This is a genomic window from Achromobacter sp. ISS7 (genome assembly GCF_056523125.1).
The window spans coordinates 4,623,543-4,648,362 of sequence record NZ_JAWRZD010000001.1; the positions used below are offsets into that span (position 1 = coordinate 4,623,543).

25 protein-coding genes are annotated in these 24,820 nt (G+C 68.1%); 4 read left to right on the top strand and 21 right to left on the bottom strand.

Going from position 1 to position 24,820, the window contains the following annotated elements; genetic code table 11:
* Window positions 1–44: 44 nt before the first annotated feature.
* From AC1HFW_RS20925 to AC1HFW_RS20955, 7 genes are read right to left on the bottom strand one after another with little or no spacing between them, the layout of a single operon-like run.
* The gene (locus AC1HFW_RS20925) at window positions 45–1,112 is read right to left on the bottom strand and encodes an ABC transporter substrate-binding protein (protein ID WP_198486148.1); all 1,068 of its coding nucleotides are present in this window, start codon (window positions 1,110–1,112) and stop codon (window positions 45–47) included.
* The gene (locus tag AC1HFW_RS20930) at window positions 1,109–2,281 is read right to left on the bottom strand and encodes an NAD(P)/FAD-dependent oxidoreductase (RefSeq protein WP_479285138.1); all 1,173 of its coding nucleotides are present in this window, start codon (window positions 2,279–2,281) and stop codon (window positions 1,109–1,111) included. Before AC1HFW_RS20930 ends, AC1HFW_RS20925 begins: the two co-directional genes overlap by 4 nt.
* Window positions 2,278–3,663 (bottom strand): FAD/NAD(P)-dependent oxidoreductase, encoded by a 1,386-nt coding sequence (locus tag AC1HFW_RS20935; protein WP_479285139.1) that lies wholly within the window; start codon window positions 3,661–3,663, stop codon window positions 2,278–2,280. Before AC1HFW_RS20935 ends, AC1HFW_RS20930 begins: the two co-directional genes overlap by 4 nt.
* The gene (locus AC1HFW_RS20940) at window positions 3,660–3,995 is read right to left on the bottom strand and encodes a (2Fe-2S)-binding protein (protein WP_061072861.1); all 336 of its coding nucleotides are present in this window, start codon (window positions 3,993–3,995) and stop codon (window positions 3,660–3,662) included. Before AC1HFW_RS20940 ends, AC1HFW_RS20935 begins: the two co-directional genes overlap by 4 nt.
* Window positions 3,996–4,032: 37 nt before the next feature.
* The gene (locus AC1HFW_RS20945) at window positions 4,033–4,827 is read right to left on the bottom strand and encodes an ABC transporter permease (RefSeq protein WP_061072862.1); all 795 of its coding nucleotides are present in this window, start codon (window positions 4,825–4,827) and stop codon (window positions 4,033–4,035) included.
* A gap of 15 nt (window positions 4,828–4,842) precedes the next feature.
* Window positions 4,843–5,730, bottom strand: coding sequence for an ABC transporter permease (locus AC1HFW_RS20950; RefSeq protein WP_061072863.1), 888 nt, complete (start codon window positions 5,728–5,730; stop codon window positions 4,843–4,845).
* A 1-nt stretch (window position 5,731) separates the two neighbouring features.
* Window positions 5,732–6,802 (bottom strand): ABC transporter ATP-binding protein, encoded by a 1,071-nt coding sequence (locus tag AC1HFW_RS20955; RefSeq protein WP_061072864.1) that lies wholly within the window; start codon window positions 6,800–6,802, stop codon window positions 5,732–5,734.
* A gap of 200 nt (window positions 6,803–7,002) precedes the next feature.
* Between AC1HFW_RS20955 and AC1HFW_RS20960 the strand changes: the two genes are divergently transcribed.
* The gene (locus AC1HFW_RS20960; protein ID WP_006392154.1) at window positions 7,003–7,845 is read left to right on the top strand and encodes an IclR family transcriptional regulator; all 843 of its coding nucleotides are present in this window, start codon (window positions 7,003–7,005) and stop codon (window positions 7,843–7,845) included.
* 457 nt (window positions 7,846–8,302) lie between these two features.
* Here AC1HFW_RS20960 and AC1HFW_RS20965 read toward each other — a convergent pair whose 3' ends face one another.
* Both AC1HFW_RS20965 and AC1HFW_RS20970 read right to left on the bottom strand, forming a co-directional pair.
* On the bottom strand, window positions 8,303–9,466 hold the full coding sequence (locus tag AC1HFW_RS20965; RefSeq protein ID WP_006392153.1) for an alpha-hydroxy acid oxidase: 1,164 nt from the start codon (window positions 9,464–9,466) through the stop codon (window positions 8,303–8,305).
* Between the two features lie 221 nt (window positions 9,467–9,687).
* Complete coding sequence (locus tag AC1HFW_RS20970) at window positions 9,688–10,584, bottom strand: phytanoyl-CoA dioxygenase family protein (RefSeq protein ID WP_006392152.1); 897 nt, start codon at window positions 10,582–10,584, stop codon at window positions 9,688–9,690.
* Window positions 10,585–10,745: 161 nt separating this feature from the next.
* Here AC1HFW_RS20970 and AC1HFW_RS20975 point away from each other — a divergent pair, with 161 nt between their 5' ends.
* Window positions 10,746–11,030, top strand: a complete 285-nt coding sequence (locus tag AC1HFW_RS20975; RefSeq protein ID WP_479285140.1) for an acylphosphatase — start codon at window positions 10,746–10,748, stop codon at window positions 11,028–11,030.
* Window positions 11,031–11,098: 68 nt separating this feature from the next.
* Here the strand turns inward: AC1HFW_RS20975 and AC1HFW_RS20980 are convergent, their stop codons facing one another.
* The 6 genes from AC1HFW_RS20980 to AC1HFW_RS21005 all read right to left on the bottom strand — a co-directional run bounded on the left by AC1HFW_RS20980 (window position 11,099) and on the right by AC1HFW_RS21005 (window position 16,359).
* Window positions 11,099–12,007: an EamA family transporter gene (locus tag AC1HFW_RS20980; protein ID WP_241074666.1), complete on the bottom strand. Its 909-nt coding sequence runs from the start codon at window positions 12,005–12,007 to the stop codon at window positions 11,099–11,101.
* 39 nt (window positions 12,008–12,046) lie between these two features.
* Entirely contained in the window at window positions 12,047–13,105 is a 1,059-nt protein-coding gene (locus tag AC1HFW_RS20985; protein ID WP_479285141.1) for a threonine aldolase family protein, read from the bottom strand.
* A gap of 5 nt (window positions 13,106–13,110) precedes the next feature.
* Entirely contained in the window at window positions 13,111–13,845 is a 735-nt protein-coding gene (locus AC1HFW_RS20990; RefSeq protein WP_479285142.1) for an amino acid ABC transporter ATP-binding protein, read from the bottom strand.
* A 51-nt stretch (window positions 13,846–13,896) separates the two neighbouring features.
* A complete protein-coding gene (locus AC1HFW_RS20995; protein WP_006392147.1) occupies window positions 13,897–14,586 on the bottom strand; it encodes an amino acid ABC transporter permease in 690 nt (229 codons plus the stop codon).
* Between the two features lie 8 nt (window positions 14,587–14,594).
* Window positions 14,595–15,347 (bottom strand): amino acid ABC transporter permease, encoded by a 753-nt coding sequence (locus tag AC1HFW_RS21000; RefSeq protein ID WP_035359805.1) that lies wholly within the window; start codon window positions 15,345–15,347, stop codon window positions 14,595–14,597.
* A 103-nt stretch (window positions 15,348–15,450) separates the two neighbouring features.
* Entirely contained in the window at window positions 15,451–16,359 is a 909-nt protein-coding gene (locus tag AC1HFW_RS21005; RefSeq protein ID WP_006392145.1) for an amino acid ABC transporter substrate-binding protein, read from the bottom strand.
* Window positions 16,360–16,530: 171 nt separating this feature from the next.
* Between AC1HFW_RS21005 and AC1HFW_RS21010 the strand changes: the two genes are divergently transcribed.
* Window positions 16,531–17,463: a LysR substrate-binding domain-containing protein gene (locus tag AC1HFW_RS21010; protein ID WP_006389526.1), complete on the top strand. Its 933-nt coding sequence runs from the start codon at window positions 16,531–16,533 to the stop codon at window positions 17,461–17,463.
* A 125-nt stretch (window positions 17,464–17,588) separates the two neighbouring features.
* Here the strand turns inward: AC1HFW_RS21010 and AC1HFW_RS21015 are convergent, their stop codons facing one another.
* The 6 genes from AC1HFW_RS21015 to AC1HFW_RS21040 all read right to left on the bottom strand — a co-directional run bounded on the left by AC1HFW_RS21015 (window position 17,589) and on the right by AC1HFW_RS21040 (window position 23,489).
* The gene (locus AC1HFW_RS21015) at window positions 17,589–18,044 is read right to left on the bottom strand and encodes a DoxX family protein (protein ID WP_479285143.1); all 456 of its coding nucleotides are present in this window, start codon (window positions 18,042–18,044) and stop codon (window positions 17,589–17,591) included.
* Between the two features lie 11 nt (window positions 18,045–18,055).
* A complete protein-coding gene (locus AC1HFW_RS21020) occupies window positions 18,056–19,942 on the bottom strand; it encodes an amidohydrolase (protein ID WP_241074669.1) in 1,887 nt (628 codons plus the stop codon).
* 128 nt (window positions 19,943–20,070) lie between these two features.
* Window positions 20,071–20,331 carry a XapX domain-containing protein gene (locus tag AC1HFW_RS21025; RefSeq protein ID WP_479285144.1) on the bottom strand — a complete coding sequence of 87 codons (261 nt, stop codon included), beginning with the start codon at window positions 20,329–20,331 and terminating at the stop codon, window positions 20,071–20,073.
* 20 nt (window positions 20,332–20,351) lie between these two features.
* Complete coding sequence (locus tag AC1HFW_RS21030) at window positions 20,352–21,056, bottom strand: pirin family protein (protein WP_061072869.1); 705 nt, start codon at window positions 21,054–21,056, stop codon at window positions 20,352–20,354.
* 48 nt (window positions 21,057–21,104) lie between these two features.
* Window positions 21,105–22,697: an MFS transporter gene (locus tag AC1HFW_RS21035; RefSeq protein ID WP_035359801.1), complete on the bottom strand. Its 1,593-nt coding sequence runs from the start codon at window positions 22,695–22,697 to the stop codon at window positions 21,105–21,107.
* Window positions 22,698–22,802: 105 nt separating this feature from the next.
* Window positions 22,803–23,489 (bottom strand): hydrolase, encoded by a 687-nt coding sequence (locus AC1HFW_RS21040; RefSeq protein WP_006392138.1) that lies wholly within the window; start codon window positions 23,487–23,489, stop codon window positions 22,803–22,805.
* Between the two features lie 319 nt (window positions 23,490–23,808).
* On the opposite strand from AC1HFW_RS21040, the gene AC1HFW_RS21045 reads away from it, so the two are divergent.
* The gene (locus tag AC1HFW_RS21045) at window positions 23,809–24,732 is read left to right on the top strand and encodes a LysR family transcriptional regulator (protein WP_006392137.1); all 924 of its coding nucleotides are present in this window, start codon (window positions 23,809–23,811) and stop codon (window positions 24,730–24,732) included.
* Window positions 24,733–24,820 lie beyond the last annotated feature (88 nt).

Consider the following 24,820-nt stretch of genomic DNA (forward strand, 5'->3'; position numbering starts at 1 on the left):
CGCCCGCGACGCACGAGGTCGCGAACGGCGCGGCGCGCCTGTCGTCAGCGTTCGACCGTGCGGTTCCAGCGCGCGTTGAAGGCGGGACGGGTGGCGTTGATCTGGTCCCAGTCCAGGATCTTGGCGTTGGCCATGTAGCCCTGGAAGCGCTTGAGCGCCTCTTCGCTGCCGGCCGGCGGTTGAACGTTCTTATTGGACGGGAAATGGCCGCCCATTTCCAGTGCCTTGGCCTGCGCCTGCGGCGACAGCAGGTACAGCGCCAGCTTCTGCGCCAGCTCCGGTTCGCTGTTCTTGGCGATGACGCACTCGGCCACCATCAGGATCACCGAGCCTTCCTTGGGCTGGGCGTATTCCACCGGAATGTCACGCTTCTTCAGGCGCGCGATGGCGGTGGGAGTCAGCGGGAAGATGGCGGCTTCGTTGGACTGGATCATCTCGGCCAGCTTGGCCGAGTTGGGAATGTATTCCAGCACGTTGGGGCCGATGGTCGACGGCCACTGCTTGAAGCCGGGCTCGGTGTTCTGGTCGTTGCCGCCCTGGATGCGGTTGAACATCAGGAAGCCGTGCAGGCCGAAGGTGCTGCCCGAGGCCGACTGGAACACCACCTTGCCCTTGAATTTGGGATCGGCCAGGTCCATCCACGAGGTCGGCGGCGCCCAGCCCTTGTCCTTGAACAGGCGGGTGTTGTAGCCCAGCCCGGTCATGCCGATGTCGATGCCGGCGGCCATGCGGTCCTTCATGACGGCGGTGGGGTAGAGATCCTTGAGCACCGGATCGTCATTGAGCGGCTCGCACAGGCCCATGGAGATGGCGCGCGCCATGATGCCGTCGTCCAGGAACATGACGTGCATCTGCGGCTTGTCCTTGAACGCCTGGGCCTTGGCCAGCACGTCGGTGGAGGTGCCGGGGACCACCACGACCTTGACGTTGTTGGCCTTCTCGAAATCCGGGAACACGTACTGCGTGAAGGCGCGTTCCATGTCGCCGCCGTTCATGCCGACGTACAGCGTCTTCTGCTGCGCCATGGCGCCCGCCGACAGCGCGGCCAGCGCCAGGCCCAGCAACCACTTCCCCTTGGACGGGCGGCGAACGCCCTGTTTGTTGTGCTTCATGGTGACTCCAGCGTTTGCTCACGAACAGGCCCCAACCGAGCCACGGCGCCGTGAGCGGCCCCCGTGTATCGTCCGATGCCGAAGGCGTCGATGGGAATGGAAGACCGGCCGTTCACGACCAGTTCGGAAAGCACTTCGCCCACGGCGGGGCCGATCTGGAAGCCCGCGCCCGACAGGCCGAAGGCATGGAACAGGCCCGGCACGGTGGCGCTGGGGCCCAGCACGGGATTGTGGTCGGGCATGTTGCCCTCCACCCCGGTCCAGAATCGGATCACCTGCGCGCCGCGCAGCGGCGGCAGCAGGCGTTCGGCGTTGGCCATCAGCGTGCCCAGCGCCTCGCGGCCGGGCCGGGCATAGTCGGGGCCGGACGACACGGCGCGGCCGCCACCGATGACGCAGTTGCCGCGCGCCACCTGGCGCGCGTAGATGCCGCCGCCTTGCATGCCCAGGCTCACATCCATGAACAGCGGCAGCGGCTCGGTCACCATCATCAGCGGATGGATGGAAGTCTCGGGCACGGTCTCGCCGAAGTCCTGCGCGAAGCGTCCGGCCCACGCTCCGGCGCAATTGAGCAGGAAGCGCGAACGCACCTCTAGCGCATCGCCGACGCGCAGGATGAAGCGGTCGCCGTCATGGACCGCTTCGGTGACGCGGGTCGATTCGCGCACGTCTGCGCCCAGCGCGCGGGCCGCGCGGCCAAAGGCGGGCGAGACCAGGCGCGGGTTGGCGTGGCCGTCCTCGGGACAGAACGAGCCGCCCACCACGTGCGCGCCCAACCAGCCGAAGCGCCGCGCCAGCGCGGCGCGGTCCAGCATTTCCAGGTTCATGCCGAAGCCGCGGGTCTGCGCGCGATAGGCGTGCAGGGCCTGCAGATCCGCGTCGGAACACGCCAGCTTCAGGTGGCCCGAACGCACGTACTCGCCGTCGATGCCGATCAGCTGCGGCAGCTGGCCCCACAGTTCGTGCGCGCGACGCGCCAGCGGCATCTGCTCCAGGCCGCGGCCCTGGCGGCGCACGCCCCCGTAGTTGACGCCGCTGGCGCGAGCGCCGCACAGCGCGGCTTCCAGCAGCACCACCGGCACGCCCTGGCGCCGCAGGAACAGCGCGGCGCTGCCGCCGACGATGCCGCCGCCGAGAATGGCGACTTCGGTTTCGATGCGTTCGGTCATGGCGCGGGCGTTCCGGAACGGTCCAGGCAGACGATATCCACGGGGATGGGCTTGACCGGCGGCTGGCCGCGCAGGCGGCCGACCGCGTCGGGTCCGGCGCCGCACGCATGCGCCAGCACCTCGGCCGCGCCCGCGCCGCACATGCGGCCCTGGCAGCGGCCCATGCCGACGCGCGTCAACGCCTTCAGGCGGTTCAGTTCGTGCGCGCCGGTGGCGTGGATCACGGCGCGCAGCGTGCCCGCGGTGACTTCCTCGCACCGGCACACCACGGTGTCGTCGGCGATGTCGGCGGCCCAATCCTCGGGAAACGGAAAGGCCCGCTCCAACGCGTCGCGCACCCGGCCGTTGGCGGCCAGGCGCGATTCGAGTTCGCGCGCACGCGCCGCCGGCACGGCATGCCCTGCATCCTCCAGCAAGGCCAGCGCGGCGCGCTCGCCGGCCAGCTCGGCCGCGTCCGCGCCGCCGATGCCGGCGCCATCGCCCGCCACGTACACGCCGGCCACGCTGCTGCGCCCGGCCGCATCCAGGCGCGGCGTCCAGCCACGGTCGCGGACGTTGAAGGCGAACTGGCAGCCCACCAGGCTCGCCAGCTGCGTTTCGGAACGCAGCGACAGGCCGTAGCCCAACGCGTCGCAATCCACCCGCCGCTGCCGCGATCCCTGGCGGTAGACCAGTCCGGCGACGCGCGCCGCGCCCTCGACCCGCACCGGCCGCACGCCGCTGGCCATGGGCACGCCATGCGCGCGCAGCCAGGCCATGTAGTACAGCCCCTTGGCCAGCAGGCGCGGCGCGCGCAGCATGCCGGGCAACGCGGCCAGCCGGTCGGCGAAGCGCGAGGTGTCCAGCACCGCGGCGACGCGGGCGCCGGCCTTGGCGTATTGGTAGGCGACCAGGTAGAGCAGTGGGCCGGTGCCCAGGAACACGACCCGCTCGCCGATGGCGCAGCCCTGGTGTTTCAACGCCACCTGCGAACCGCCCAGCGTGTACACGCCCGGCGTCAGCCAGCCCGGAAACGGCAGCACGCGGTCGGTGGCGCCGGTGGCCAGGATCAGGTGGGTGTAGGGCACGGGCGTGCTCTGGCCATCGCGCAGCACATCCAGCGTCTTGCCCTCGGCGTTCCACACCAGGCTGCCGGGACGGTAGTCCAGCCGCGGCGCCAGTTCATCCATCTTGCGGTGCAGGGCGTCGGCCTTGCGATGCTCGAAGCCGTACAGCGCCGCCTTGGGCCGCGCGAAGCCTGGCGGCGGCTGGCGATAGATCTGGCCGCCGGCGCGCGGCGCCTCGTCCAGCACCACCGGCCGCAGGCCTTGCGCCGCCAGCGTCTGCGCGGCGCGGATGCCGGCCGGGCCGGCGCCCACGATCACGGGCAGGATCAGCTTCATGATGCGCCGCCCTCCGCGGCCGCGGCCAGCGTGCCCGGCACCTGCTCGGCGCGCAGCGGCGTGCTGCGCAGACGCATGCCCGCCTCGATATAGGTGGAACAGGCGCGCAGCCGCGTGCCGTCCTCGCGCTGCATCCAGCAGTCCTGGCAGGCGCCCATCATGCAGAAGCCGGCGCGCGGGCCGCCGCCGAATTCCGACACGCGCAGGCGCTCGGCCTGCGTCAACACCGCCGTCAGCACGGTATCGCCGGCCAGCGCGGTGCACGGCTTGCCGTCGAGCGTAAAGGCGACAGGGGGCCGGGCCGTTTCGGCCAGGCGTTTCAGTATTGCCATGATGGCGGGGTCTCCCGTTGCGTACCCGGCTTGATCGTCATTTCTGTCCCACCAGCACGCGGTCCAGGCCGTACACCCGGTCCAGCAGCAGCATGGTCACCGCGGTCAGGCCGATCACCAGCGCCGACACCGCGGCCATCATCGGGTCGATCGACTCGGTGGCGTACATGTACATGCGCACCGGCAGCGTGATGGTCGACGGCGCGGTGATGAACACCGACATGGTCAGCTCGTCGAAACTGTTGATGAACGCCAGCAGCCAGCCGCCCGACACGCCCGGGATGATCAGCGGCAGCGTCACCTGGAAGAACACGGTGGCGCGGCTCGCGCCCAGCGACAGCGCGGCGTGCTCGACCGAGCGGTCAAAGCCCACCAGCGCGCCGATCACCAGCCGCATCACGTAGGGCGTGATCACCACCACGTGGCTGAACACCAGCCAGCCGAAGCTGCCGGTGGTGCCCAGCAGCGCGAAAAAGCGCAGCAGCGCCACGCCCAGCACCAGGTGCGGAATCATCAGCGGCGACAGGAACAGGCCGTTGAGCGCGTCGCGCCCGGGGAAGCGGTAGCGCGTGATGGCGATGGCCGCCGGCACCGCCAGGCACACGGCGATGCTGGCCGACAGGAACGCCAGCCACAGGCTGTTCTTGAACGCCTGCATGAAGTTGGGATGCTCGAACACCGCGTGGAACCAGCGCAGCGAGAACTGCGTGGTCGGCACCGTCAGCGTCGACTCGGGCGTGAACGCCACCAGGCACACGATGGCCAGCGGCGCCAGCACGAACAGCACCACCAGCGCATTGAAGGCCAGGGCGAAGGGACCGTTTTTCTGCATGATCGCTGTCCTCGCTCAACCCAGGCTGCGCCGGTAGGAACGTTCCACCACGCGGTTGTAGGCCATCATGATGACGACGTTGACCACCAGCAGCACGATGGCGATGGCCGCGCCCAGCGGCCAGTTCAGTTCGGTCAGGAACTCGTCGTAGACCACGGTGGCCACCATCTTCAGGCGCCGTCCGCCCAGCAGCGCGGGAATCGCGAACGAGCTGGCCGACAGCCCGAACACGATCAGGCTGCCCGACAGGATGCCCGGCATGGCCTGCGGCAGCACGATGCGCAGCAGCGTCTGGAAACGCGAGGCGTTGAGCGACAACGCGGCGTGCTCGACCGTCGGATCCAGCTTCTGCAGCGAGGTCCACACCGGAATCACCATGAACGGCAGCATCACGTGCACCAGGCCGATGATGACCGCGGTGGGCGTGTACAGCAGCGGCCCCAGGCCCAGCGCCGCGGCCGCGCGGCCGATGGCGCCGCCCGGCCCCAGCAGCATGCTCCAGCCGAAGGCGCGCACCACCAGCGAGATCAGCAGCGGCGACAGCACCACCAGCAGGAAGATCGAGCGCCACGGCTTGCCCATGCGCGACAGGATGTAGGCCTCGGGCGCGCCGATCAGCACGCAGATCAGCGTGGTCACGCCCGCGATCCAGAACGTGCGCCAGAAGATCTCCAGGAAATAGCCGTCGGTCACCACCGCCAGGTAGTGCTCGAACGTATGCCCGGGCAGGATGCCGGCGCTGTAGTCGAACGGCCGGAACGACAGCACCAGCGTCAACGCCAGTGGCGTCAGCACCAGCGTCAGGAACACGATCGCCAGCGGGATCGAGCCCAGGATGGCCAGCAGGCCGTCGGTGTGCGGCTTGGGCGCGCTGGCGGCGCCGGGTCGGGTCAGCGTCGCCATGTCAGGCCTCTTCGGCGGCGGCCGCCACCGGCAGCACGCGCAGCACGCCCTCGGCCCAGTCCAGCCCGATCTGGTCGCCATCGTCGTGCGGCCGGCGGCCGTCGTTGGGCGTGAGCACCGTCAGCGCCCCCACCGGCGAATCCAGCCCGTACATCCATTGGCTGCCCAGGAAGTAGCGCGTGCTGACCACACAGGACAGCTTGCCCTGGCCGGCCGGCACCGGCACCAGCTTTTCCGGGCGCAGCGACAGCTGCACGCTGTCGCCATGGCGCAGCCCCGCGCCGTCGACCAGCACGCGCAGCGCGCCGGTTTCCACCTCCGCCTGCGCGCCGCAGCGCGTCACGCGGCCCGGCAGCAGGTTGGTCTTGCCGACGAAGCGCGAGATGAATTCGCTCTGCGGATGCTCGTACATGCGATAGGGCGCATCCACCTGCGTGGCGCGGCCGTCCTGCATCACCACCACGCGGTCGCTGATCGACAGCGCCTCGGCCTGGTCGTGCGTCACCATCACGGTGGTGGTGCCGATCTGCTTCTGGATGCTGCGCAGCTCGAACTGCATGTCTTCGCGCAGCTTGGCGTCCAGGTTCGACAACGGCTCGTCCAGCAACAGCACCGGCGGCCGGATCACCAGCGCGCGCGCCAGCGCCACCCGTTGCCGCTGGCCGCCCGACAATTCGCGCGGAAAGCGGTCGGCGTGCTTGTCCAGCTTGACCAGCGCCAGCGCCTCGCGCACCCGCGCCTGGCGCTCGGCGCGCTCGACCTTGCGCATCTTCAGTCCGAACGCGACGTTGTCCGCCACCGTCAGGTGCGGGAACAGCGCATAGCTCTGGAACACGATGCCCAGCCCGCGCGTGTTCGGCTTGGCATGCGTGATGTCGCGGCCATCGAGCGTGATGCTGCCGCGCGTGACGTCGGCAAAGCCCGCGATCATCTGCAGCGTGGTGGTCTTGCCGCAGCCCGACGGCCCCAGCAAGGACACGAATTCCCCTTTCTCGACCGCCAGGTTCAGGTCCGAGACGACCCGCAGGTCGCCGTAATTCTTGGAGACGTTGTCCAACCGCAGAAATGACATATTCCAAACCCCGTGCCCGGTGAGGAGCAGTGCGCGAGGCAGACCCCCGCGAAGCAATCGATGCAGGGCAGTCTAGGAGTCGCCGAAAAGGCCGGTCAATTAGGGTTTTCCGAAGAATCGAATTTTCTAAGTATTATTTCCGTATAGCTGAATTTCCTGATAAAAATACAGCAACATATTTTGATTATCGGAATTGAATAATGAAGAAATCAGAACCCGCCGACGACGCCGGCGCCCAGGGCGTGCTGCAACGCGCCTTCGCCGTGCTGCGCGTCCTGTCCGACGCCAAGGGCGAAAAACTGCGCCTGACCGACATCGCCGCCCGCACCGGCCAGGCCCAGGCCACCGTCCACCGCGTGCTGCAGGGCCTGGTGCAGGAAGGCATGGTCGAACAGCCCGCCCAGAGCAAGGGCTACCAGCTCAGCGTCGCCTTCTTCTCCCTGGCCGCGGCCGCCGGCAACCACCAGTCGACCCTGCGCTCGATCTACCGCCCCGTCATGCTGCGCCTGAGCGGCATGCTCAACGACACCATCTTCCTGCTGGTGCGCAGCGGCTTCGACGCCGTCTGCCTGGACCGCATCGACGGCGCCTTCCCGGTGCGCTCGCACACCGGCGACATCGGCGGCCGCGTCCCGCTCGGCCTGGGCCAGGGCGGCCTGCTGCTGCTCGCCAACCTGCCCGAAGCCGAACGCGAGGAAGTCCTGCGCTTCAACATCCCGCGCCTGCACCACCTGGGCTTCGTCGACGAAATCTCGATGCGCGCCGGCATCAAGGAATGCCAGGAACTCCAATACGCCCGCAGCAAGGGCCAGGGCATCTTCCCCAACATCGCCGGCCTGGCCGTCCCCGTCCACGACCCCAACGGCGTCACCGTCGCCGCCCTCAGCATCGCCGCCCCCGTCGAACGCATCAGCGACGAACGCCTCCCCCTGATCGTGGAAATCCTGCGCCGCGAAGCCGCCGGCATCAGCGCCCAACTCAACCCCTTCGACCCGGCGCTACGCCGCCCCAGCCAGTTCCTGGGCACAGGCAACCGCGAGTAAGACACCCGGCCAAAACACCCTCTCTCCCCACCCACGGCCGGACCACTACAAGCCCCGCGTCAACACCGCGCAGCGCACATCGCGCCCCCCAAGACACCGCGTATGTCACTGCCGGCTGCCCGCGCAGCCGCCAGTGACGGGCAAAACAAGCCTTTCGCATGCCCCGCCAACCCAGCAACGCCACAACGCTCGACACACGCAGGCCGGCGCGGCGAGGGGCAGGCGGGGCGCGCCGTGTAGATGCGCCCGAGGGAATCCGTAGGGAAGGCCGAAGGCCTGTACGAGGATGACGAAGGGGCAGTCCGGAGCGAACGCTCCGGACCGCAATCGTAGGCGCGCCCCGCCTGCCCCTCGCCGCGCCGGCCGACCTACGAAGCACCAACCGCACAAGCAAGAAAGCAAAAAGCCGGCAAGCCGCCCATAGCGACCCACCGGCTTCCAGCCAATCAAAAAACCCTCAGACGGGATAAGTCCCCGGCAACAAAATACTCCGATCCCCCACCTCAATATTGCGCCGCCCGCAAAGCGCCATCGTCGTATCCATTTCCTTGTAAAGGATCTCCAACACGCGCGTCACGCCCGCCTGCCCGTAAGCCCCCAACCCGTACAGGAACGCCCGCCCGATCATCGCGCCCCGCGCGCCCAGCGCCACCGCCTTGAGGATGTCCTGCCCCGACCGCACGCCGCCATCCATCCACACTTCGATCTTCGAGCCCACCGCGTCCGCGATCGACGGCAGCGCCGCGATCGACGACATCGCGCCATCCAGCTGGCGCCCGCCATGGTTGCTGACGATCAGCGCATCCGCGCCGCTGTTGGCCGCCAGCTGCGCATCCTCGACATCCAGGATGCCCTTGATGATCAGCTTGCCGCCCCAACGCTGCTTGATCCACTCTACATCGTCCCAGCTCAGCCGCGGATCGAACTGCTCGGCCGTCCACGACGACAGCGACGACAGATCGCTCACGCCCTTGGCGTGGCCGACGATGTTGCCGAACGTGCGGCGCTTGGTGCCCAGCATGCCCATGCACCAGCGCGGCTTGGTCGCCAGGTTGATGAGATTGCGGATGGTGGGCTTGGGCGGCGTCGACAGCCCGTTCTTGATGTCCTTGTGGCGCTGGCCCAGGATCTGCAGGTCCAGCGTCAGCACCAGCGCCGAGCAGCCCGCGGCCTTGGCGCGGTCGATCAGGTCGCCGACGAATTCGCGGTCGCGCATCACGTACAGCTGGAACCAGAACGGCTTGCCGGTGGCCGCCGCCACGTCTTCCAGCGAGCAGATGCTCATGGTCGACAGCGTGAACGGCACGCCGAAGTCGGCCGCCGCCTTGGCCGCCAGGATCTCGCCATCGGCATGCTGCATGCCGGTCAGGCCCGTCGGCGAAATCGCCAGCGGCATCACCGCGTCCTGGCCCACCAGCGTCGTGCGCAGCGAGCGGCCTTCCATGTTCACCGCCACGCGCTGGCGCAGCTTGATCTTCTGGAAATCGCTTTCGTTGGCGCGGTACGTGCCTTCCGTCCAGGCGCCCGAATCGGCGTAGTCGTAGAACATGCGCGGCACGCGCTTGCGCGCGATCGCGCGCAGGTCTTCGATGCAGGTGATCGTGGAGAGGTTAGCGGTCATGGTTATTTTTCTGGGGAAAGTGGGACGCGACCCCGCGACGACCGGCCCCGCGCGAACCCGCACGCGTCGTCCAGACACCTGCCGTTCACGCCGGGCGGCAAGGCCCCGCGGCGCCGCCCAGTATACGCGCCGGGGCCGGCAAGCGCCCCTTGCCGGCCCCGGTTCCCCCTTCATCGCGACCGCTTTCGCGCCGCTGCCGACGCGGCCGCTGCCCCCCGCCGCTAGCGCGGCCAGACCTTGGTCACCGCCCGGATCGTGGCCCATGCCACCCAGCGCGGGCTGGTCAGGCGCGCCCCCGGCAGGCGCCGCAGCACGTCCACCGCCAGGCCGCCGCGGCGATGCCATTCCTTCTTGCGGGTCTGGCTGTCGGTCCAGCGGCCTTCGAGCCACGGAAACTCGCGCCGTCCCGGCTTGTAGACCGGCGGCGTGTTGTAGATCAGGATGTACGCCAGCCGCGGCTGCGGCGACGTATTGGCGCCCGTGAAATGCAGCGTGCGCGCATCGTGCACGGTGCAGCCGCCGGGCTGCAGCGGCTCGGCCACCGCCTGGTCGCGCGGAAAATCGGCGCAGCATTCGAGCGGATGCAGCGTCTTGTCGCCGCCCGGCGAGCGATGCTCCAGCACCTCGCTCTTGTTGGAACCCGGGATGAACTGCATGCAGCCGTTCTCCAGCGTGGCCGGTTGCAGCGCCAGCCAGATGCTCAGCTCGTTGTAGACGAAGTCGGGCGAGCGGAACGCCTCGTCCTGGTGCCACGGCGTCTCCGGCCCGATCAGCGCCGGCTTGAGCAGCGCGTGCTCGCCGTACAGCGCGGCATCCTCGCCCAGCAGCTGGCGCGCCAGCTCCAGCGTGCGCTCGTGATAGGCGGTCTTCAGCAGGCCCGGGGCATAATGGCGCGGATCGTGCAAACTGGGAAACTTGGCCGGCTTGGACGGGTCGTCGCGACTGATGAAGTCGTATTGCGCCCCCTCGTTGTAGCCCGTCTTGTTCGCGAACAGTTCCAGCAGCGTGCGCCGGATGTAGCCCACCTCGTCCTGCGGACACATGTCCGGCAGGGCCAGGTAGCCCTGGTCCCGATAGCGTGCTGTTTCTGCTTCCGACAACAAACTGGTCTCTTCCATAATGGCTTCTCCAAGCTTTGCTTGCGGGTGTTCCCGTTGGCACGTTTTGACATGTGCTCTAACGTATCGCTTCGATGCCCGAGGGGCCTATCGACCATCCGCTGTAGCCGGAACCGCCTAGGTCACCGGCGCGCTGCGGCGCATCATCCGAAGGAAAACCAATGCAAGACACCCATATCGAGACCGTCCACGTCACCGTCAGCGGCGCCGTGCAGGGCGTGGGCTACCGCCATGCGGCGGTGCGGCGCGCGCACCTGCTGGGCGCCAAGGGCTGGGTGCAGAACATGCTGGACGGCACGGTCGAGGCCCTGGTGCAGGGCACGCCCGACCAGGTCGATCACATGCTGGAATGGCTGCGGCGCGGCCCGCCCGGGGCCGAGGTCATCGAGATGGTCACGCGCCGGGAGTACACCGACAAGCGGTATGCCCATTTCGAACAGCTGTAGGCGGCGCGCCACGGCCTACGCCGCTCATCCGAAAGCGGGTAGGAGACGCGGCGGGAGGAAGGATGAGGTCAGCGGTTGCGCAGCCAGCGCCCGCCGACCTGGTTGATGATCAGGCCGGCCAGGACGCAGCCCGCGCCCAGCCATTGCAGCGGCTGCAGCCGCTCGCCGAAGGCGGCCGACGCCGCCCACAGGCCCACCACCGGCACCAGCAGCGAGAACGGCGCGATCTTGGCCGCCGGATGGCGCGTCAGCAGCTGCGTCCACAGCGTATAGGCCAGCAGCGTGGCCAGCACCGCCAGGTAGAGCACCGACAGCGCCTCGGCCCAGCCGATGCCCAGGATCATGCCCGCCACCGCGTCCCAGCCATCGGCCAGCACCGCCAGCGCCACGAACGGCAGCACCGGCGCGGCGCTGCTCCAGGCGATGAACGCGAACGGGTCGTAGCCGGGCGCCTTGCGGCTGGCCAGGCGCACGATGATGTTCGAGACCGCCCACATCGAGGCGGCGCCCAGCGTCAGCACGAACCCCAGCATGGTCATCTGGCCCGGCCCCTCGCCACGGCCGGCGGCGATCACCGCCAACCCCAGCGCGGCCACGCCCAGCCCCAGCCAGTGATGCGGACGCGCGCGTTCGCGCAGCACCGGCGCGGCCAGCAGCAAAGTGAAAAAGGCTTGGGTCTGGATCACCAGCGAGGCCATGCCCGCCGGCATGCCGAATTTGAGGGCCGTGAACAGCAGGCCGAACTGGCCCAGCCCCTGCACCAGCCCGTAGGCGGCGATCCACTGCCACGGCAGGCGCGGCGGCCGCACGAACAGCACCAGGGGGAAGGCGGCCAGGGCGAAGCGCAGGGCGCCCAGCATCATCGGCGAAAGGCCCTTGAGGCCGATCTTCATGATGACGAAGTTCAGGCCCCAGATCACCACCACCGTCAGGGCGCAGAGATAGTCTTTCCTGGAAAGTTGGGTAGCGGCGGACATCCCGCATTATCGCATCGCCCGCCCCCGCGAAACGGCGGATCAGCGGCTCGCCAGCACTTTTTTGAAGGCCTCGATGGCGCGGTCGATGTCCTCGTCGCCGATGTGGCGGTGGGTCACGCAGCGCAGCCGCGTGCGGCCCCACGGACGCGTCAGCAGGCCCGCCGCTTCCAGCGCCGTGACCCAGTGCGCGTTGGTCATGCCGGTGTCGGCGGTCTCGACCTGCACGATGTTGGTCTGCGGCATCGTGGCCGACAGCACCGGGTCCAGGCGGTTCAGGCCGTCGCTCAGGCGGCGGGCGCGCGCATGGTCCTCGACCAGCCGGTCGCCCATGGTCTGCACGCCTTCCAGCCCGGCCGCGGCCATGATGCCGGCCTGGCGCTGGGTACCGCCGAGCATGCGGCGCAGCACCCGCGCCCGCGCCATCACCTGGCGCGGACCGGTCAGCACCGCGCCCACCGGCGCGCTCAGGCCCTTGGACAGGCACAGCGACACGGTATCGGCATGGCGGGTGATCTCGGCCGGCGCCACGCCCAGCGCCACCGCGGCGTTGAACAGGCGCGCGCCATCCAGGTGCACCGGCACGCCACAGGCCTGCGCCATGCCGTATACCGCCTGCATGTGATCCAGCGGCAGCACCGCGCCGCCGGCGTTGTTGTGCGAGGTCTCCATCGCCACCAGCGAGGTCTTGAGCTTGTGGCCGCCCGATTGCATCGCGTCTTCCAGGCGGTTCAGGTCCATCGCGCCGTCGGTGCCGGGCACGCCCTGGTAGAACAGGCCGGTGAACGTGGCGGCGCCGCGCTCGGACGTGTACATGTGCGCCGCCGACTCCAGCACCACCTGCTCGTTGCGCTGGGTCTGCGCCAGCACCGCCAGCAGGTTGGCCATGGTGCAGCTGGGCACGAACAGCCCGGCTTCCTTGCCCAGGCGGGTGGCCACGTGCGCTTCCAGCGCCCGCACGCTGGGGTCGCCATCGAGCCCGTCGTCGCCGATGGGCGCCGTGCGCATGCGCTCGTACATGGCCTCGGTGGGGTGGGTGACCGTGTCGCTGCGCAGGTCGACGAGCGGGTGGGAGGGGTCGACGGAGATCCGCTGGCTCATGGCTATCAGTGCTGCAAAATTTTGGAAAGGAACTGGCGCGTGCGCGGGGCGCGCGCCTCTACATCGCCGAAGAACGCATCCTTCGGGCAGTCTTCGACGATCTTGCCGCCGTCCATGAAGATCACGCGGTCGGCGACGCGGCGGGCAAACCCCATTTCATGGGTCACCACCATCATCGTCATGCCTTCGCCGGCCAGGTCGGTCATCACGTCCAGCACCTCGTTGACCATCTCCGGGTCCAGCGCCGAGGTCGGTTCGTCGAACAGCATCACCACCGGATCCATCGACAGGGCGCGGGCGATCGCCACGCGCTGCTGCTGGCCGCCGGACAGCTCACCCGGGTGCTTGTCCTTGTGCGCCGACAGGCCGACCCGCTCCAGCAGCGCCAGCGCGCGGGCGCGGGCCTCGACCTTGCCGCGCTTGAGCACTTTCATCTGGCCCAGGCACAGGTTCTCGGTCACCGACAGGTGCGGGAACAGCTCGAAGTGCTGGAACACCATGCCGGCCACCGAACGCAGCTTGGGCAGGTTGGTGCGCGGATCGCCCACCTCGATGCCGTTGACCACGATGTTGCCCTTCTGGAAGGGCTCCAGCGCGTTCACGGTCTTGATCAGCGTCGACTTGCCCGACCCGGAGGGACCGCACACCACCACCACCTCGCCGCGGCCAACGGTGGTGCTGCAATCATCCAGTACCTGGAAATCGCCATACCACTTGCTGACCTGCTTGATCTCGATCATCGGGGGTTTCGAAGAGAGTTGCATCGTTGGACCTGTGGATAACCTGGGCGCCTAGCGCAGCACCCGGACGCGCTTTTCCAGCCGTTTGACCAGACGGGATGCCGTGAAGCAGATCACGAAATACACCACCGCCACGAAGAGATAGAGTTCCACCAGCCGGCCGTCGCGCTGGCCGATCTTGGACGCCGCGCCCAGGAAGTCGGTCAGCGACAGCACGTACACCAGCGAGGTGTCCTGGAACAGGATGATGACCCGCGTCAGCAACGCCGGCACCATGTTGCGGATCGCCTGCGGCAGGATCACGTAGCGCATGCCCTGCCAGTGGTTCAGGCCCAGCGCCATGCTGGCCGAGACCTGGCCGCGCGCGATCGACTGGATGCCGGCGCGCATGATCTCGCAGAAGTACGCGGCCTCGAACAGCGTGAACGTGACCACCGCCGAGTTGAACGCCCCCACCCGCAGCGGCGTGGGCGAACCCACGATCCAGGCGGCGATGTAGGGCACCAGGAAGTAGAACCAGAAGATCACCAGCAGCAGCGGCACGGAACGCATCACGTTCACGTAGATGCCCGCCGGCACCGACAGGATCCGGTAGCGCGACAGGCGCATCATCGCCAGCAGCGTGCCCAGCACCAGCCCCATCACCGCCGCCAGCAGCGTCAGGGTCAGCGTGAACGTCATGCCGGTCTGGAACAGGTACGGCAGCGCGCTGCCGATGACGTCGAAATCGAATTTGCCCATGTCGATTCCTAGCGTCCGTTCTTGGTCGCCGCGCCGATCAGGCCGGGAACCGCCACATGGCGTTCAAGCAGGCGCATGCCAAGCACCACCATGCCATTCAGGATCAGGTAGATCACGGTCGCCGCCGAAAACGCCTCGAAGATATGGAAGCTGAACTCCGCCATCGAGCGGGTCTGGCCGGTCAGTTCCAGCAGGCCGATGGTCAGCGCCACCGACGAATACTTGATGGTGCCCATGAACTCGGAGGTCAGGGGCGGCAGCACGATGCGGTAGGCCTCGGGCAGGATGATGTAGCGGTAGACCTGCTTTTCGGTCAGGCCGAGCGCGGTGCCGGCCTGGAACTGGCCGCGCGGCAGCGACTGGATGCCGGCGCGCAGCTGCTCGGCCACGCGCGCCGAGCCGTAGAAGCCCAGACAGAGCACCGCCGGCAGGAATTGCCCCCACGGCTGCGGCATCTGCTTCATGGCCAGGCCCCAGGCGTGCGGCAGCAGCTCGGGCAGCACGAAATACCACAGGAACATCTGCACCAGCAGCGGCACGTTGCGGAAAATCTCGACGTAGGTCGCGCCAACCGCGTTGGCCAGGCGCGACGAGGCGGTGCGCATCACGCCCAGGCACGAGCCCAGCAGCAGCGAGAACACCCACGCCGTCAGGGCCAGCGCCAGGGTCCAGCCCACGCCGATCAGGATGGTCTGCAGGAAGGTATGCACGCCGTCGGGCGACATCTCCAGGAAGACGCTCCAGCTCCAGTTGTAATTCATGCTTTGAGGACCTGTGGACAACTAAAGAAACGGGCGCCGGCGGCCGGCGCCCGGTTTAGCGCGTCGCCGCGCGGCCCGCGAGGGGCCGCGGCGGCGGACCGGCTTACTCGTAGGCCTTGGGGTCGCCGGAGTCGGTCGGATGAGCCAGGGCGCGCTTGAGCGCGTCGCTCATCGGGTACTTCAGGTTGATCTGCTTGGGCGGGATCGGGGAATTGAAGTACTTGTCGTAGATCGCCGCGACGCGGCCGCTCTTCATCAGGTCCAGCACGGCGTCGTCCACCACCTTCTTGAAGGCCGGGTCGTCCTTGGGCTGCATGATGCCGTAGGGCGCCAGTTCCAGGCCCTTGGTGCCGATCACGAAGGCGTCGGGGTTCTTGGACGAAGCCACCACGCCATAGGCGATGCCGTCGTCGTTGGCCGAACCCGCGGCGCGGCCCGATTCAACCATCAGCAGCGTTTCCGCCGTATCCTTGGTGGGTGCCATGGTGATGCCCAGGTTGCCCTCGGCGTTCAAGCGCGAAATCAGCTTGAAGGTCTGGCCGCCGGCCTGCGCCGCGATCGACTTGCCGCGGAACGAGGCCAGGTTGTTCGGGTCGACGCCGCCGTCCTTGCGCGCCACCAGCACCACCTGCGCCACGAACGTGGTGGGCGCGAACGACACCAGCTTGTGGCGTTCCAGGTTGTTGGTGGTGTTGCCGCACTCCAGGTCGATGGTGCCGTTGGCCAGCAACGGGATACGCGTGGCGGAGGTGGTCGGGTTGTAACGCACGTCCAGCTTGGGCAGCTTGAGCGCGGTCTTGATGTGCTGGGCGATTTCCTGGCAGATCTCGACGGTGTAGCCGATCGGCTTCTGGTTGCCGTCCAGGTAGGCGAACGGCACGGAGGTCTCGGGATGGCCGATGGTGATCACGCCGGTGTCGCGGATCTTGTCCAGGCGGCTGGGGCCTTCGGCGTGGGCGGCGGCGCTGCCGAACAGGGCGGCGGCGACCGAAATCGCGGCAAATGCTTTCATCTTATTCCCTTGGCGCCGGTCGAGCGGCGCGTGCTTATGTTCACGAACAGCGGTGCCGGATTGCATACGACCCGCCGCGTCCCGCGATGAGCCCCGCGGCTGGCAAAAAGTATCAACTAGCGTTATGGTTTTATCCAGTTCCAATCGGGTATTCCTCTATACGGATTTGATATGGCCATTACACGAATGGGCTTGCGACACATCGAGGCTTTCCGAGCCGTCATGATGACCGGATCCATGACCGCCGCGGCACGCAGAGTGCATACCTCGCAGCCGCACGTTAGCCGCTTAATAGCGCAATTGGAAGCAATCACCCAATTTCCCCTGTTCGACCGCAACGGCAGCCGCCTGACCCCCACCCAGGACGGTTCGCGCTTCTTCCAGGAGGTCGAAAAGACCTTCATCGGCCTGGCCGGCCTGGAATCGGCGGCGGCCAGCATCCGCTCGTTCAGCGCCAGCCGCCTGAGCGTGGCCGCCATGCCACGCCTGGCCGGCGGCCTGCTGGCCCGCATCGTGGCCGCCTTCAAGACCGAATACCCCGACGTCATGGTGTCGATCCACTCCGGCAACGCCAGCGCGGTGCACAACTGGATCAGCTCGGGCTTCTGCGACACCGGCCTGGCCATGCTGTCGGGCGACAGCCCCGGCATCCAGGTCGAGCCGGTGCTGACCATGAACTGCGTGGCGGTGCTGCCCAAGGGCCACCGGCTGACCAAGCTGAAAAAGCTCAAGCCGGCCGATTTCGCCGGCGAACCCTTCATCGCCTTCCCCAGCGCCACGCCGCTGCGGGAGAAGATCGACGCGGTCTTCAAGGCCGCCAAGGTCGAGCGCCAGACCGTGGCCGAGGCCGGCCTGGGCTCGTCGGTCTGTGCGCTGGTGGGCGCCGGCCTGGGGGTGGCGCTGATCAACCCGCTGGCCGCGCGCGAGGAATACGAGGCCAACGGCGTCGAAGTGCGTCCGTTCAGTCCGGCGGTGCCGGTCACGGTGGCGCTGCTGTACCCGCCGTACCACACCCGCACCCGGCTGGTCAGCGTGTTTTCGCGCTATGCGCACCAGCTGATGCAGGAGGAAATGGCGGACCTGAAGGCGCGGCCGGGGCGGTGAGCGTGGATATCCCCGTGCGGCGAATGAAAAAAGGCCCCTTGAAGGGGTCTTTTTGCCACTGAAGCGGGTCCGTGAAGCGGGTCCGTGAAGTGGGTCTATGAAGTGGGTCTATGAAGCGGGCCCGCTCAGGCCGCCGCCGCGTCCGGCAGGGACTCGCGCAGGTCCAGCCACGCCACCAGCAGCAATCCCCCCGCCAGCCCCAGGTGTTCATAGAACGCATTGGCCGCCATGAAACGCTCCTGCCCCGGCGCCATCTCCCAGTAGCGCAGCGCGATGCCCGTGGCCACCAGCGTGAAGCCCGCCAGCGCCAGCGCCCCCAGCCAGCGCAGGCGACCGGCCAGGATCATGGCCGACGCCGCCAGTTCCAGCACGATCACCAGCACCGCGAACAGCGGCCCCGGCGCCAGGCCGAAATGCGCCATCTCTGCCAGCGCGCCGGGAAAGTCGGTCAGCTTGACCAGCCCGCCCTGCAGATAGGCCGCGCACAGGCCCAGATAGGCCAGGAACCGCACCGCCGGCGATCCGAACAGCGGCCGCGCCAGGCCGGCCAGCCGCTGCTCCCATTGAAAGGTCGCATTCATGGCCGGCTCCCTCACACGGCCCAGCAGGAACAACCCAGGGCGCCGAAAAAGCCCTGCAGGTCGGAACTGGGCGCGCTCGAGGCCCAGGCCTTGGCATGGTCATGCCCGTGCAGTCCGCAGCTGCTGGCGCAGCCGCAGGCCGCCATGTTGCGGTAGCCCAGCGAATTACGGCCGGCGCCGTCGGGGTCGCCCCAGGCGGCATAGCCGCCGAACAGGCGCGTGGGCGACCAGTCCGGCATGGCGGGCGGCAGCGCGTTGTCGTCCAGCGGGCCGAATTCCCCCGCGCCGTAGACCACCCGCCCGCCAACCACGGTCAGCTCCGAGGTCAGGAACGAGATATCGTCCTCGGCGCAGCGGAAGTAGTCCTTGCTCGGCACGATGAAGTCCGCCAGCTGGCCCGGCTGGATGCGGCCGCGCTTGCCTTCCTCGTTGGCGAACCAGGCCACGTTCTCGGTCCACATGCGCAGCGCGGTCTCGCGGTCCAGGCAGTTGCGCGCCGGATAGAGGCGGGTGCCGCCCACGGTCTTGCCGGTCACCATCCACGACAGCGACACCCACGGGTTGTACGACGCGACCCGGGTGGCGTCGGTGCCGGCGGACACCTTCACGCCGCGATCGAGGATCTTGGCGATCGGCGGGGTGGCCTCGGCCGCGGCCGCGCCGTAGCGCTCGATGAAGTATTCGCCCTGGTAGGCCATGCGGTGCTGCACGGCGATGCCGCCGCCCAGCGCGGCGATGCGGTCGATCGACTTGTCGGAAATGGTCTCGGCGTGGTCGAAGAACCAGTTCAGGCCGGTCAGCGGCGTGTCCTGGTGCACTTTCTCGAACACGTCCAGCGCGCGCGAGATGGTCTCGTCATAGGTGGCGTGCAGGCGCCACGGCCACTTGTTCTGCACCAGCACGCGCACCACTTCCTCCAGCTCGCCTTCCATCTCCGGCGGCATGTCCGGCCGTTCGACGCGGAAGTCCTCGAAGTCGGCGGCCGAGAACACCAGCATCTCGCCGGCGCCGTTGTGGCGGAAGTAGTCGCTGCCCTGCTTGTACTTCACGCTCGAGGTCCACTTGAGGAAGTCTTCCTTCTCCTGCTTGGGCTTCTGCGTGAACAGGTTGTAGGCCAGCCGCACCGTCATCTGGCCTTCGTCGGCCAGCTTCTGGATCACGGCGTAGTCGTCGGGATAGTTCTGGAAGCCGCCGCCCGCGTCGATCACGCCGGTCACGCCCAGCCGGTTCAGCTCGCGCATGAAATGGCGCGTGGAATTGACCTGGTAGTCGAACGGCAGCTTGGGGCCCTTGGCCAGCGTGGCGTACAGGATGGTCGCGTTAGGCTTGGCCAGCAGCAGCCCGGTGGGGTTGCCCTGCGCGTCGCGGATGATCTCGCCGCCCGGCGGGTTGGGCGTGGTCTTGGTGTAGCCCACCGCGCGCAGCGCGGCGCCGTTGAGCAGGGCGCGGTCGTACAGGTGCAGCAGGAACACCGGCGTGTCGGGCGCGATGGCGTTGATCTCCTCGATCGTCGGCAGGCGCTTCTCGGCGAACTGGTGCTCGGTGAAGCCGCCCACCACGCGCACCCATTGCGGCGCCGGCGTGATGGCGACCTGGCGCTTGAGCATGGCCATGGCGTCGGCCAGCGAGCGCACGCCGTCCCAGCGCAGCTCCATGTTGTAGTTCAGGCCGCCGCGCACCACGTGGGTATGGTTGTCGAACAGCCCCGGCAGCACGCCGCGGCCCTTCAGGTCAATGCGGCGGGTGCCGGCGCCGGCCAGCGCCATCACTTCGGCATCGTCGCCGACGGCCACGAACCTGCCATCCTTGATCGCCACGGCGCTGGCCAGCGGCCTGGCGCGGTCCAGCGTGGTGATGCGGCCATTGTGATAAATGACGTCGGGGGCGGGGTTTGACATGGAGGATTCTCCTTGGGAACGGGCGAGGGCGGATCGGCCCAGCAGGCCGTTGAGCGCCAATGTGGAAGCAACACCGATGAGGTCGCGGCGGGTAGGCATACGATTATCTCCCTGGGTGTGGAAAGAATTCAGCTTTGGTCTTTGTCGCGGGGCTGATGGCCGGGCAGTTGCCCGAACACATGGCTCACCGTCTTCTGTTTGTCGCACGCGGCGGCGAAGGCGGTGCCGTTGAGCATCTGTTTGCCCACCGGCACGATCTGTTCGCCGACCAGGATGCCCAGCAGGCCGATCAGCGCCACCAGCGGCGGCGCCGGCGAACGCACTTGCAGCAGGCTGTAGACCACGCCGACCAGCAGGCCGGCGCCAAGGGAAAGCAGATAGATCTTCATGGATGTCCTCGTCATTGGAATCAGGCGTGGGTGTCGGCCAGCAGCAGCTCGGCGTCATCGAGCGCGGTGATGCGCACATCGGTCTCGTCCTCGATGGCGGCGCCATCGCCCAGGCCGATCTCGACGTCGTTGACGGTCAGCCGGCCCTTGGACGCGACCAGGTAGCCGCGGCGCCGGCCGCGTGCAAAGCGATAGGTGGCGGCTTCGCCGGCCTTGAGCGCCACCGCCAGCACGCGGGCGTCGCTGCGGATCGGCAGCGCGTCCTCGTCGCCCTCGATGCCGCTGGCGAGCGTGACGAACCGTCCGTTGCAGGCCTCGCGCGCAAACGACTTGCGCCCCCAGCTCGGCGGCGCGCCGCGGCGATCCGGCTCGATCCAGATCTGGAACACGCGGGCCGGGCCGCCTTCCATGTTGAACTCGGCGTGCGTCAGGCCGCTGCCCGCGCTCATCACCTGCACGTCGCCGGCGCGGGTGCGGCCGCCATTGCCCAGGTCGTCCTCGTGGGTCAGCGCGCCTTCCTGCACGCAGGTGATGATTTCCACGTCGGCATGCATCAGCGCGGGAAAACCGGCGCCCGGCGCGATGGTCTCGTCGTTCCAGGCGCGCAGCGCGCCCCAATTCATGCGCTGCGGGTCCAGGTAGTTGGCGAACGAGAAATGGTGTTTCACATCGAGCCAGCCGCGGCGGGCATGGCCCAGGGTTCTCAAGGGTCGGCGCTCAATCATGGCGAGCCTCCAGGTTGATCGGAAAACAAGGCGTCATGTCCGGCAAGTTCAGCGTTTCAGCGCCAGGAAGTGGTGCACCTCGGGCGCGCCGGGGCCGATATGGAAGCGCAACGTCTCGGCCTGCAGGTCGGCATCGGCATGCGAGACCCGATGGTGCTGGCGCAGGTGCTCGGCCCAGGACTCCACGAAGAACCACTCCACCACGCGCTCCGGATCGCTCGTGTGCTCGGCCACGCCCCAGGCGTAGGCGCCGTCGCGCAGGCGCTCCTGCGACAGGCGTTGCATCGCTTCCAGGAAGGCCGGGCGGTCCTGCTGCGCGATGCGGTACTCGACCTGGATCAGCACCGGCCCGCGGTCGTGCGCCACCGATTCCGACACCAGCGGCTCCGGCCAGTGATTCGACGCCTGCAGGTCGGCTTCGCCCACCGGCAGCCGCACCCGATGGAACAGCAGCGCCACGATCACCAGGCCCGCGGCGCTGGCCACCAGGGCATAGGGCACGCCGATTTCACGCGCCACCAGGCCCCAGCCCAGGCTGCCGGCCGCCATCGCGCCGTTGAACACCATCAGGTACACCGCCAGGCCGCGGCCGCGCACCCAGTTGGGCAGGATCGCCTGGGCCACGCCATTGAAGGTGGTCAGCGCCGTGATCCAGCCCATGCCCAGCAGCACCAGCATCACCACCGCCAGCCACTTGGGCGGGGCGAACACCAGCACGCCCATCACCACCGCGCTGACCAGCGAGGCCAGCAGCACCAGCCCATCCGCATTCAGCTTGGCGCCCAGCTTCGGCATCACCAGCGCGCCGAGGATCGCTCCCGCACCCACCGCGCCCAGCAGCATGCCGTAGAAGCCCGACGTGCCGCCCAGCATCTGCCGCGCCACCAGCGGCAGCAAGGCCCACACCGCGCTGGCGAACAGGAAGAACACGGCGGCGCGCAGCAGCACGCGATGCAGTTCCTTGCTGGCCCGCGTATAGCGCAGGCCGGCCCGGAACGCGCCCAGGAAGTTCTCCGACAACGCGCTGTCGGTGGCCGCAGGCCGCTTCCACCACAACAGGGCGGCGATCACGAACACGTAGCTCAACACGTCCATGCCGTAGGTCACCGCCGCGCCGAAGCTGGCCAGGATCAGGCCGCCCGCGGCCGGGCCGATGGCGCGCGCGATGTTGATGCCCAGCGAGTTGAGCGCCACCGCGCCCTTGAGGCTCTCGCGCGGCACCAGCTCGGGCACGATCGACTGCCAGGTGGGGCCCATCAGCGCCGCGCCGATGCCGCCGACAAACGTCAACGCGATCAGGTAGTCCACCGTCAGCGCGCCGAAATGCGACAGCAGCAGCAAGGTGCCGCTGACCGAGGCCAGCAGCAACTGCACGAAGATCAGGAAACGCCGGCGGTCCAGGATGTCCGACAGCACGCCGGCCGGAATCGCCAGCAGGAAGATCGGCAGCGTCGCCGCCGTCTGGATCAGCGCCACGGCCGCCGGGCTGGCCGACAGGTCGGTCACCAGCCACGAGCTGGCGACGTCGCGCATGAAACTGCCCACGTTGCCGAGCACCGCGGCCGCCCACAGGACGGCGAACACGGGCTGGCGCAGAGGCGCAAAGCTGCCTCCCGCGGAAGGGGAAGAGGGGGTCGGCATGGAATGCTCCGGGATCGGGCTGGGTCGCCAGGGGCCGTGCATCATGCCGCCTGCCGTGTTCGGAAAAAGAAGCGGCCCGGACCGTTGCCGGCCCGGGCGCGGGGCTTACTTGGCCGGGTTGGGGCCGATGCGCTCGCCGTGCGTCACGCGCTCGGCCAGCTTGTGCACGTGAGTGACGGCGTAGTCGATGCCCATGCCGTAGGCGCCGGAGTGTTCCTTGGCGATGCCGGTCACGGCGTCGTAGGTTTCCTGGCGGGCCCAGTCGCGCTGCCATTCCAGCATCACCTGCTGCCAGGTCACCGGCACCACGCCGGCCTGGATCATGCGGTCCATCGCGTACTTGTGCGCGTCGGCCGAGGTGCCGCCCGACGCATCGGCCACCATGTAGATTTCGTAGTCGCCTTCGAGCATGGCGCACAGGGCGAAAGTGGTGTTGCAGACCTCGGTCCACAGGCCGGCCACGACGATCTTCTTGCGGCCGTTGGCGGCCAGCGCGTCACGCACGTTCTGGTCGTCCCACGAGTTCATCGAGGTGCGCTCCAGGATCTTGTTCTCGGGGAACACGGCCAGCAGTTCGGGGAAGGTGTTGCCCGAGAAGCCGTCGGTCTCGACGGTGGTGATGGTGGTCGGGATGTTGAAGGTGCGCGCGGCCTTGGCCAGGCCCACCACGTTGTTCTTGAGCGTCTGGCGATCGATCGACTGCACGCCGAAAGCCATCTGCGGCTGCTGGTCGATGAAGATGATCTGGCTGTTCTGCGGGGTCAGGACTTCGAGGTATTTGTTGGCGGACATGGCGGGTCTCTCTTTCAAGGAATCGTTTCAGGGAATGCGGCAAAGTGAATTCGGGGGACTGCGCAAACCAGCCTGGCTTGCCCCGTTTCCGCCGTGTCCGAAATGCCGCTTGAGGGGTTTCGTTCACGTCGTCTGTCGGTATGTGCATAGTAGGGATCGGCCGCCGGGCTGAGAACCCGCGCCAGGGAATTCCATCCTTTCCATTTTTTGCATGCTCCCTATGGGCGGGCCCTTTTCCGGGTGACGCGATCGCCGGGTTTTCTTGTCCGTCACATACTCAGCCGCTATCATCGACCCGACTTTTTTACGGGTGCATGACATGAACAAATTGCCGGATCTCGAAGGGTGGGCGATCTTTGCCAAGGTCGCCGAGACGGGTTCCTTCGCCAAGGCCGCGGCCGAACTGTCCCTGTCACAGGCCACGGTGTCCAAGACCATCACGCGTCTGGAGACCAAGATGAAGACCATGCTGTTCCATCGCACCTCGCGCAGCATGTCGTTGACCGAGTCCGGCTATGCGGCGCTGGAACGCGCCGCGCGCATCCTGGAAGAGGGCGAGGCGGTCGAGGCCGAGGTGACCGAGAAATCGACCAGCCTGCGCGGCAAGATCCGGCTGGCCGCGCCCATGTCGTTCGGCGTCACGCACCTGGCGCCGATGCTGCCGCCCTTCATGCAGGCGCATCCCGACGTGGACCTGGAAATCGAATTCAACGACAAGCAGGCCGACCTGGTGTCGGAACGCTTCGACCTGGCCCTGCGCATCTCCAACCTGGTGGACTCGACGCTGCTGGCGCGGCGCCTGTGCTCGGTGCGCATCCTGCTGGTGGGCGCGCCCAGCTACTTCAAGCGCGCCGGCAAGCCCAAGCATCCGCGCGACCTGGCCCAGCACACCGCGTTGCAGTACATGTATGCGCGCAACGGCTCGAGCTGGCGCTTCCGCCACGAGAAGCACGGCGAGTTTTCGCAATCGCTGCCGGTGCAGTTGAACGTCAACAACGCCGAGGCCCTCTCGCCCGCGTTGCAGGCCGGCCTGGGCCTGGCGCTGCAGCCGGAATTCCTGGCCTGGGAAGACCTGCAATCGGGCGCGCTGGAGACCGCCATGGACGACTGGCAGATCGACCCGATCGCGCTGCACATCGTCACCCCGCCGGGCCGCCGGCGGCCGGCGCGGGTGCAGGCGCTGATCGAGTACCTGGCGGAACGCCTGACGGCCGAGCCGTGGGCCAGCGACGTGCAGGGGTAGGGCGCGGCCGCCCCGCGGGCCCACGGGGTCCATCAAAACAAAAGGGGCTGCGCAGGCAGCCCCTTTTTCATGCACGCCGCCAAGCCCT